Raw genomic sequence first — 9,436 nt, 5'->3', positions numbered from 1 at the left:
AATACGGGGTGAGCCGCGGTTTCCCGCCGGAAATATCTGGAGCAGGGCGTCGCCGCGAACGCCGCCGGAAGATCGGTGCGAAGAAAGTCCGGCCGAAATGCCATGCGGTCGCAAAATATCCGGTGTCGCTACGACTTCGGGGCCGATGCTACCGAGCAGTTCCGGTGCACTGGAATGCCATCCGGACAACACTCCGTCACCGCACAAGCCGCACCCGGATCAATTGTGAACCAGCCCAGTATGTTTGCCGCACCGGCGGCACCGGCGGTCAGCTGCCCAGTGCCGCGGCGAAGAGCGGCCACGAATCGTGCAGATCCTGCTGCCAGTAACCCCAGGAGTGGGTGCCGTCCGGGCGCAACGCCACCGTGGCGGCGACACCGAGTTCCCGCAGGCGGTCCCGCAGCCGGACCGCGCATCCGGCGGCGACGGTCTCCAGGAGTCCGCCCACCAGGAGCTGATCGGCGAGCTTCCCGGGATTCTGCCCGATACCCGGTCCGTGCATGGTGTCCAATACCCCCGGCGCACCCGTTCCGGCCGAGAGGTAGACGGTCGTCCCACGCAGATCCGCCCCACGCAGGAAGGGGTCGTTACCGGCCCAGGCGGGATCCTGCGGCGGACCCCACATATTCCGCGGATCGCCGCCGTTGCTGCGGACGACCAACTCGACGATCGCCCGCCCTTGCGGATCGCTGGTCCGCACACACCCGCTATAGGAGCCGAGCGCGCGATAGCGGCCCGGGGCCGCCAGCGCCAGCTGGAACACCGATGCCGCCGCCATCGACACCCCGGCGAGAGCGTTCGCGCCGGTCCCGTGGAACGCGGCGTCGACGAGCGGTGGCAGTTCCGCGGTCAGGAAGGTGGTCCACCGCTGCCGCCCCAGTACCGGGTCGTCGGACCGCCAATCCGTGAAATAGCTGCCCGCGCCGCCGATCGGGTTGACCACCGTGACCTGTTCGCCCGCGAAGAACTCGCCGATATCGGTGCGCTCGAACCAGTTTCCGCCGTCGCCGCCGCCGGTGATCCCGTTGAGCAGATAGAGGACCGGAGCCGCGGCCCCGGGATCGGCCGCGGGTAGCACCCGCACGGGAATCACCCGGCCCATGGCGGCCGAGAACACCGTGAGTTCGACGGCGCGTCCAGCGAGCGGCCGGGTCCCGGTGACGCGGGCCGGCCCGGCCGTGGATTCGCCGGCGGCCGGTGGAGCGGGCGCGGGGTTCGCGGTGGTGGGCGCGACCGTCGCTGGGACGAGGGTGGCGACGGTGGCCGAGACGAGCAGAACGCGTGCGGCGCGGCGCCTGCGGTGCGGTCGTGGCATCGCCGGACGCTATTCCCGGCGCCGGTGGACTCGGTGCGGTTCCGGGGATTTCTGTGACGCGGGCCAGCGCCGGGGGCGTCCGGCTGCTCTCGATCCCAAGGTGCCCTGGTGGCGACGTTCTTCCCAGAACGCCGGGAGCGTCTATGGACAGATGACTGGACAGGTGTAACCATCGGTTGGACGGCAGCCGCGGCGGTCGGCTGCGGCGACGACGAGAGGAACCAGCGCATGGACGTCCGCGCACACCGGTACGAGGCAATGGCGATCGGTGGTGGCCGGCGATGAGCGCGATGCGGCCGTGCGAGCGAGTGGGTCTCGAATTCATCGAGAACGCGCCGCTGAAATTCAGCAACAGTGTGGACCTGGCGATCACCCCCGAGCAACTGTTCGAGGTGCTGGCCGACGCGCAATCCTGGCCGCAGTGGGCTTCGGTGATCACCAAGGTCACCTGGACCACTCCGGAACCGCGCGGCGTCGGCACCACCCGGGTGGTCGATATGCGCGGCGGCCTGGTCGGTGACGAGGAATTCCTGGCCTGGGAGCCGTATACCCGGATGGCGTTCCGGTTCAACAGCTGCACCACCGGCGCGGTGGCGGCGTTCGCCGAGGACTACCGGATCGTGCCCACGGCGCAGGGATGCCGGCTGACCTGGACCCTGGCCCAGCGGCTGGCCGGTCCGGCGCGCTACACCTCGTGGCTCGCGGGACCGTTCATGAATATGGCGTTCCGCCGCTTCCTCGCCAATCTGCGCCGCTACACCGATCAGCGTTTCGCCACCGCGGAACAGCGGTAGTTCTCCCGGTGCCGTGGGACCACCCGGCCCCACGGCACCGGGCAGCAATCAGCCCATCATCAACGAGCCGGCCAGCCACGCGGCCAGCACCAGCCCCACACCGACCAGCGCGCCCGGGTACAGCGCCCGCCCGCTGCGCGCGGCGTTGACCGAAACCCCGGCCCCGAGCAGGAACCCGAGACTGCCGCCCAGCACGATGATCCAGTTCCCGACACTGGGATCGGTGCTGCAGCCGGCGCGGCCCTCACAGACTCCCATCGCCAGGAGGAACCACGGCGAGAGGACGACCGAGACGATCGCCAGGGTCGCCAGCAGGAACCACAGCAGGCCGGTGATCACCAGATCCCGTTCCCGCGGGGCGGGGACGGGGCCGCCGCGCCCGTAGGCGTCCTCCGGGATGGGTGACATCGGATAGTCGGTGGAAATCTGATTCGGGAACATATGCCTCGCGATCGCTGGAAACCTGTACAGCCGCCGGATGGTCCTGGGTAACCGCGCCTGTGCCGCAACCGATCCGGTATCGCGCGCGACACTACACTGCGGACGGCCCCGCGGCACCGGTTGCGGGCCGCGGTGGTCGGCCACCGCGGATGAGTACGAGCAGAGGAGACGCCATGCGTGTTCTGTATACGGCCGAAGCGTTGTCCACCGGTGACGGCCGCAACGGCCACACCCGGACCACCGACGGCAGAATCGATCTGGACCTGGCGATGCCGAAGGAAATGGGCGGCAGCGGCGAGGGCGCCAACCCCGAACAATTGTTCGCGGCCGGCTACGCGGCCTGTTTCCATTCCGCGCTGCGCCTGGTGGGTTCGGAAGCCAAGGCGAATACCGACGATTCCGCGGTCGGTGCCAAGGTCGGTCTCGGCGCTAACGCCGACGGAGCCTTCGGGTTGACCGTGGTGCTCGAGGTCTCGCTCCCGAATGTCGCGCTCGAGGAGGCTCGGAAACTGGCGGACCGGGCGCACGAGGTCTGCCCGTACAGCAACGCCACCCGCGGCAATATCGATGTCGAGGTGCGGATCGCGCAGGACTAGGTCCCGGTCGAGGGGCCCGGCGCATCGTTTGCCGGGCCTTCGGGCGTCGTATCCGGCTCGGTGGCCACGGGATCGGGTGTGGATTCCGCATCGGATGCGGCGGCCGGTCGCGGGGTGGCCTCGGCCGGTTCGGCGGGCGCGCGATCGGCGGCGGAGGCCTGGTAATTCGCGGCCGTCTCCCGGGATACGCTGATCTTCCAGGGCATCCGCACCGCTTTGCCGCGGTCGCGCGGCATCGACGCCACCGCGATCACCGCGGCGCCCACCGCGATGAGTATCGCGGCGATGGCGGCGGTGGTGATGGTGCCGGAGGCGACGTAGTCGACCTGGTTGAGGCCCGCGACCGGTTTCGTCCCGTCGTTGAACGCCCAGTTCACCCAGGAACCGATCTGGCCGCCGAGATCCCAGCGCCGGATCGTCATATTCTTGAGGGATTTCTGCCGTGAGGTCAGATACAGCAGATTGACCAGCACCAGGATCGCGGTGAGCACGGCGCCGCCGGTGGCGATCCGCGCGAATCGCCGGGAATCGGTGACGATATGGATCGCGATGGCCGCGAGGGTGACGGCGATAACGCTACTGGCGGTCACCGCCCACGAACCGGTGAGGTCGGCGGCGGGCGGCGGGCCCTGCGACGACCAGACCGTCAGATACCGCGTGGTGGAATCGACCTGGCCGAACGGGGTGGCTCCGGCCATACCGTCGGGTCCGTGGGCGACCATCCAGTGCTGGAACATCAGGATGAACGTGATGACACCGCCCAGCCCGGTGAATACATAACCCCACTTGCCGCGCATCCGGGGTGCGTTGCGGATATCCTCGGCACGCTCGCGGGTACCGCGCAATGCGATGCCGGCGAGTTCCCGGCGTCTGTTCCAGCGGCGCGCCCGTTCCTCCGCCTCGGCGGACCGGGCCGCCGGTATGCCCGCATCGGGCCCGGCGGCCGCCGGTTCTGCGGTCCGGATCGCACCGGATGGTGCGGCGCCGTCACCTTCGCTCGCGCCCCACGGGGTCGGCTTGACCATCAATTCAGTTTAGATCTGCGCCCACGGGTGGGAATAGCGCGCGAACTCGTTGCGCCGCACAGCGGTCGGTCAGGCGGCGGTGCCCCGGCCCTCGTGCTCGGCATGGCCGCCCGCCACCAGATCCACGACCGAATCACGCAGTCCGCCCCGCAGCTGCCGGGCGTATTCGAGCAGGGCCGCCGGCGCCGGTTGCGCGGCGGCCGGGTCACGTTCGGCGAGTTCGACGAGGTCGTTCGCGATATGGCACAGTGCGATCAGTCGCCGCACCATATCCCGCCGCTCGGCCGGCGGAATCACTTCGGTGTTCACGAAGGTGTCATCGCGTCCGCGCGACGTGTTGTTTCTACCGGCCGTCAGGAGGAGGAGGAGTTCGGTGAACCTGCGCCGGGTGCTGTTGTCGATGCTGACGAGCCTGCTGGTGCTGTCCGGCGTCGCGTGCACCGCCGGGGACGATCAGCGGCCGGCCGAGGTCGCGGGACGCGGCGCGGTCGTGACCGTCACTCCGGTGCGGGAGATGACCGGTCCGCAGACCGCGGACTACCTCCAGGAATGGCGGTACCCGGTCGCGGACGCGAACGGGGTGTCCGCCTATCGCGTGGTCTACGGCACCGTCGCCCCGGACGGGAGCCCGACCACCGCCAGCGGCCTCGTCGTGATCCCCGAGACCGCCGGCCCGGCCCTGCGCCTGGTGTCCTACGCGCACGGGACCACCGTGCGCCGGGACGAAGCACCCTCGGCCGACGGGGAGGCCGACCGCGCGCGCACGATCATGTTCGCCGCCGCGGGCTATGCCGCGGTCGCGCCGGACTACCAGGGCCTGGGGGAGGGGCCCGGGCCGCATCCCTACGCCCACGCGCCGAGCGAGGCGTCGGCCTCGGCGGACCTGCTGTCGGCCGCGCGGACCGTCCTGGCGGATCAGGGCCGCGAGACCGATCCCGACGTGCTGGTGACGGGTTTCTCCCAGGGTGCGCAGGCGGGTCTCGCACTCGCGCGGCAATTGCACTCCGGGGCCGTGGCCGGTTTCGGCCTGGCGGCGTCGGCGACGGTGAGTGGCGCCTACGCCGTCCGGGAAGTGCAGGCGCCCGGCGCGCTGGACGGCCGGGTCGACCCGAAGCCGGCGGTCGTGTACCTCGCGTACTGGATCACCGCGATGAACCGGATCTACCACCTGTACGCCGACCCTGCCGAGGCCTTCCGCGCCCCGTACGCGCAACGGGTCGAGGAGTTGTTCGACGGCTACCACGACCTCCTGTCGGTGAGCGCGGGGCTGCCGCGCACTCCGCAGGAGTTGCTGACACCGCGATACCTGGCACTGGCACAGAATCCCACCGGTCCGGCGCTGCGGGCCATGGACGACAGCGATACCGTTTGCGATTGGGTCCCAAATACCCCCGTGCGGCTCTACGCCGCACCGGGCGATCGCAGTGTCCCGTTCGAGAACTCCCAGCAGTGTATGAAGGCGGAACTCGGCACCCGGGCCGAGCTGATCGACCTGGGCGATCTCGACCACGACGCCACCGTGCGCACCGCGCTGCCGCAGATCCTGGACTGGTTCCGGAAGACGACACCGCCCGCCGGAACCGGCTGACCGGTTCCGGCGGGCGGTGTGCACCCGGCCGCTGGTCAGTGCATGAGAACCGGCGCCGGCTTATCGGCATCCGCGGCGGGTACCGCACTCGCCTTGCGCGGCAGCAGCAGCGAGAACGCCAGTGTGACCACGCACAGCACGAACGCGACCCAGAAGCTGCTCGCGTAGGCGTCCGACATATCGCCGAGCACCACGGCCTCGAACTTGTCGCCCAGGCTCGCCACGTACTGCAGCACCGAGGGATCGGGCTGCTCCCCGGACCGCTGTGCCTCCGCCAGCGCCTGTCCGGCCGATACGGCTTCGGAATCCTGCATCCGGTTGGTCAGCACCACCGAGATCACTGCGACACCCACCGAACTCGCGATCTGCTGAATGATGTTCAGCAGGGTGGAGCCGCGGGCCACCTGGGTTTCGCGCAGGGTCCGCAGCGCCGCGGTCATCAGCGGCATCATGGTCAGACCCATGCCGAGCCCCATCACGAACAGCACGGCCAGCACATAGACATAGGAACTGCCGGCCTCGATCTGGGTCAGCCCGAACATGGTCGCGGCGAGAATCGCCAGACCGGCCGGAACGACCCGCCCCACCGGCACCTTGTCGACGAGCATGCCGGCGATCGGCATCGTCAGCAGCGAACCGATACCCTGCGGCGCCACCAGCAGACCCGCCATCAGCGCGCTTTCGCCCCGGACCTGCTGGAAGTAGGTCGGGATCAGCAGCAGTCCGCCGAAGAAGGACGCCGAGAACAAGAACATGGTCAGCGTCGCGACGGTGAGATCGCGGTTGCGGAACAGCCGCAGATCGAGCAGCGGATTCTTGGGTTTGAACGAGTACAGGACGAACGCGACCACCAGCGCACCGCCGACCAGCATGGTCGCCCATACCTTCGGGGTGTTGACGGTGCCCTCCTCCGGGATCGAGGAGATGCCGTACAGGAACAGTGCCAGACCCGGTGACAGCATCAGCATGCCCACGAAATCGAACGATTCGCTTTCCTGCGCCTGGTCCTTGGGCAGCACGACCCAGGAGTACACGATCGCGATCGCGCCCAGCGGCAGGTTGATCAGGAAGATCCAGTGCCAGGAGGCGTCCTCGATCAGCCAGCCACCCAGGATCGGGCCGAGAATCGGGCCCAGCAGCATCGGCACACCCAGGATGGCCATGAGCCGGCCCATCCGCTCCGGGCCGGCGGCCTTGGTCATGATCGTCATACCGAGCGGCATGAGCATGCCGCCGCCGAGACCCTGGATCACCCGGAACCCGATGAGCGCACCGATGTTCCAGGATAGCGCGCACAGCACCGAACCGAGGGTGAACAGCAGCAACGCGGTCATATACAACCGTTTGGTGCCGAACCGGTCGGCGGCCCAGCCGGTCAGCGGGATCACGGTGGCCAGCGCGAGAGTGTAGGCGGTGACGGTCCAGGCCACCGTGGAGTAGTTGGCGACATCGAACTCGGACTGGAACGTCGGCATCGCGACGTTGACCACCGTGATGTCCAGGATGGACATGATGGAGCCGAGTACGACGACACCGGCGAGTTTCAGAACCGACGCATCGATTCTCTCCGGTGCCCCCGCGCCGGGGGCGGGGGTGGAGGTTGCGGTCACGAATTGTCTCCTGACGGTGTGGAGGGTAGAGCCACGATGTTGTGTACGGCCCCGGATTCGAGCACAGCGGTGAGCACGCTCCGGAGGTCGTCGCGTAGTGCCTCGGGCAGGCGGTGGACGACCTTGTCGATCGTCGCGCGATGTATCGCGATCTGATCCCAGGCCAGCCGGTGCCCGTGTTCGGTCGGACCGACGAGTTTCACCCGCCGGTCGGTGGGGCTTTCCTGGCGGGTGAGCAGCTCCAGGCGTACGAGCCGGTCGATATTGCGTCCGGCCGCGGCCATGGAGAGGCCGAGCTCGTCGGCGATGGTGTGGATCGGCTGCGGTTCGCTGTGCCGCACGACGGTGAACAGCACCCGGGCCTGGGAGAGCGTCAGATCCAGTTCGGCGAGCCGGTCGGCCCCCTGCCACCGCCCCGGATCGCAGACCGCGAGCACGAACTGCTCGATCAGTGCGCTGGTCTCCGACTCACTTGCCACCGCGCGATCATATGGGTCGCCGTAATAATTGCGGAAGCGAGAATATCTCGCCTGTGATGCAGAACATAGGGGCGGGCCCCGGTCTATCGCACGTGCCCCCGGGCCCGGACTCCGGTGGTCAGTGCCCTTCCGCGGGTTCCCCGGCGAGGAATCCGCCGATCAGCTCCGCGACCCGCGCCGGCTGTTCCAGATGCAGGAAATGCCCCGCCCCGAGGAGTGTGGCCGTGCGTCCGCCGGCCGGAGCGAGCGCCGCGGCCACCCCGCCGGTGAACGCGGGGTGCAGCGTGGTGTCCGCGGAACCGTGCAGGTACAGCATCGGCACCCGCGGTGCGTCGAACCGGTATCGGTGCGGTGCGGCATAAGGCTGCGGCGGCGTGCCGCCGATCCGGGCGAACGCGCGGTAGTAGGACACGGCCGCGGTCCGGTGCGCCCCGTCGGGCAGCGCCGCGAGCGCGTGCTCGATATCCGTCTCGGCGGCGTACCCGGGGGACCAGTCGTGCCACAACCGTGGAATCAGCCGGGGCAGGGACCGCTCCGGGAGTTTCGGAAGCTGGTTGAACAGGATGTACCAGCTGAACCGCAGCTGGCGCAGATACGCTCCGGCCGACCGCAGCGCCGCTCCCGGCCCGGGACGCATGGCCGACAGCGGCGGCACCGCCAGCGACACCACCCGCGGAAACGGGCAATCCGGTTGCGCGGCGACGGTATTGGCGGTCAGCGCGCCCCAGTCGTGGCCGATCAGCGCGGCGTCGGCGGGCGCACCCAGCGCACGATGCAGCGCGAGCGCGTCGTAGGCGAGCGCTCCGAGAGCGTAGACGCCGTCCGTGGGAACCTCGGTCGGCGCGTACCCGCGGGTGAACGGGGCCACCACCCGGAAACCGTGGGCGGCGAGCGTGGGTCCGAGGTGCCGCCACGTCCACGCGCTGTCGGGGAATCCGTGCAGGCACAGCGCGAGCCGCCCACCCGGATCTCCCCATGCCAGCGCCGTCGTCCTCAGATGCCCGAGGTCGAATTCGACGGTTTCGGGTGCCTGCGGCTGTTGTGCGCCCATCCGGTCGCTCCTCTCCGATCCTGTCCGACAACCTAACCAGTGCGGCCCGATCCCGCCCCGCCGCCACCGTGCGCACCGGTAGCGGTATGCTCACATCCCCCGGAAGAGGTAGCTGTGCCGGTGCTGCGGGCAGGCCCGGATTTCGCACGGCCGAGGGGTAGCTGATGTCATATGTGGCAAGGTAATTGGGGATCGGAGGAGCAAGCCCATGGCGCGCAAGGTCGTCATCAGTTTGATCGATGACCTCGACGGCGAATCACCCGCGGCCGAATCTGTGGTGTTCGCATTCGAGGGCGTGACGTACGAGATCGACCTGACCGAAGCCAACGCGGGGGAATTGCGCGCAGTCTTCGGTAAATGGACCCCGTTCGCCCGCAAGGCCGGCCGGCCGGGGCGTACCAAACGGGAACGCACCGGCCGGCCCGCGTCCGCGAAGGTCGTGCGGGAATGGGCGGTGCGCAACGGGCACGAGATTTCGGCGCGCGGTCGTATTCCGGCCGGTATCGTGGCCGCGTTCCGGCGCGCGACCGAATAGCG

Annotated in this window: 11 protein-coding genes; 4 read left to right on the top strand and 7 right to left on the bottom strand. The window is 69.1% G+C overall.

All coding sequences use genetic code 11. The features are described 5' to 3' along the window. Positions 1–268 precede the first annotated feature (268 nt). Positions 269–1,315 (bottom strand): alpha/beta hydrolase, encoded by a 1,047-nt coding sequence (locus ACZ6SF_RS06925; RefSeq protein ID WP_466061022.1) that lies wholly within the window; start codon positions 1,313–1,315, stop codon positions 269–271. 290 nt (positions 1,316–1,605) lie between these two features. On the opposite strand from ACZ6SF_RS06925, the gene ACZ6SF_RS06920 reads away from it, so the two are divergent. Next, positions 1,606–2,109, top strand: coding sequence for an SRPBCC family protein (locus ACZ6SF_RS06920; RefSeq protein ID WP_466061366.1), 504 nt, complete (start codon positions 1,606–1,608; stop codon positions 2,107–2,109). A 48-nt stretch (positions 2,110–2,157) separates the two neighbouring features. Here the strand turns inward: ACZ6SF_RS06920 and ACZ6SF_RS06915 are convergent, their stop codons facing one another. Beyond that, positions 2,158–2,517, bottom strand: coding sequence for a hypothetical protein (locus tag ACZ6SF_RS06915; protein ID WP_466061021.1), 360 nt, complete (start codon positions 2,515–2,517; stop codon positions 2,158–2,160). A gap of 206 nt (positions 2,518–2,723) precedes the next feature. On the opposite strand from ACZ6SF_RS06915, the gene ACZ6SF_RS06910 reads away from it, so the two are divergent. After that, a complete protein-coding gene (locus ACZ6SF_RS06910; protein ID WP_466061020.1) occupies positions 2,724–3,146 on the top strand; it encodes an organic hydroperoxide resistance protein in 423 nt (140 codons plus the stop codon). On the opposite strand, the gene ACZ6SF_RS06905 is transcribed toward ACZ6SF_RS06910, so the two are convergent. After that, the gene (locus ACZ6SF_RS06905) at positions 3,143–4,171 is read right to left on the bottom strand and encodes a hypothetical protein (RefSeq protein WP_466061019.1); all 1,029 of its coding nucleotides are present in this window, start codon (positions 4,169–4,171) and stop codon (positions 3,143–3,145) included. The genes ACZ6SF_RS06910 and ACZ6SF_RS06905 overlap by 4 nt on opposite strands. 69 nt (positions 4,172–4,240) lie before the next feature. Continuing rightward, a complete protein-coding gene (locus ACZ6SF_RS06900) occupies positions 4,241–4,480 on the bottom strand; it encodes a hypothetical protein (RefSeq protein WP_466061018.1) in 240 nt (79 codons plus the stop codon). Between the two features lie 64 nt (positions 4,481–4,544). Between ACZ6SF_RS06900 and ACZ6SF_RS06895 the strand changes: the two genes are divergently transcribed. Further along, complete coding sequence (locus tag ACZ6SF_RS06895) at positions 4,545–5,759, top strand: hypothetical protein (RefSeq protein ID WP_466061017.1); 1,215 nt, start codon at positions 4,545–4,547, stop codon at positions 5,757–5,759. Positions 5,760–5,794: 35 nt separating this feature from the next. Here ACZ6SF_RS06895 and ACZ6SF_RS06890 read toward each other — a convergent pair whose 3' ends face one another. The 3 genes from ACZ6SF_RS06890 to ACZ6SF_RS06880 all read right to left on the bottom strand — a co-directional run bounded on the left by ACZ6SF_RS06890 (position 5,795) and on the right by ACZ6SF_RS06880 (position 8,899). Next, the gene (locus ACZ6SF_RS06890; RefSeq protein WP_466061016.1) at positions 5,795–7,369 is read right to left on the bottom strand and encodes a DHA2 family efflux MFS transporter permease subunit; all 1,575 of its coding nucleotides are present in this window, start codon (positions 7,367–7,369) and stop codon (positions 5,795–5,797) included. Further along, positions 7,366–7,848, bottom strand: a complete 483-nt coding sequence (locus ACZ6SF_RS06885) for a MarR family winged helix-turn-helix transcriptional regulator (protein WP_466061015.1) — start codon at positions 7,846–7,848, stop codon at positions 7,366–7,368. The genes ACZ6SF_RS06890 and ACZ6SF_RS06885 overlap by 4 nt, the downstream gene beginning before the upstream one ends. Positions 7,849–7,966: 118 nt before the next feature. Beyond that, positions 7,967–8,899: an alpha/beta fold hydrolase gene (locus tag ACZ6SF_RS06880; RefSeq protein WP_466061014.1), complete on the bottom strand. Its 933-nt coding sequence runs from the start codon at positions 8,897–8,899 to the stop codon at positions 7,967–7,969. A gap of 208 nt (positions 8,900–9,107) precedes the next feature. Here ACZ6SF_RS06880 and ACZ6SF_RS06875 point away from each other — a divergent pair, with 208 nt between their 5' ends. Further along, entirely contained in the window at positions 9,108–9,434 is a 327-nt protein-coding gene (locus ACZ6SF_RS06875) for a histone-like nucleoid-structuring protein Lsr2 (RefSeq protein ID WP_466061013.1), read from the top strand. The last annotated feature ends 2 nt before the right edge of the window (positions 9,435–9,436 follow it).

The sequence above is a fragment of the Nocardia sp. NPDC049935 genome (genome assembly GCF_055586645.1).
Note: the sequence above shows the minus strand (reverse complement) of the source record. Positions and strands in the feature narration are given on the sequence as shown.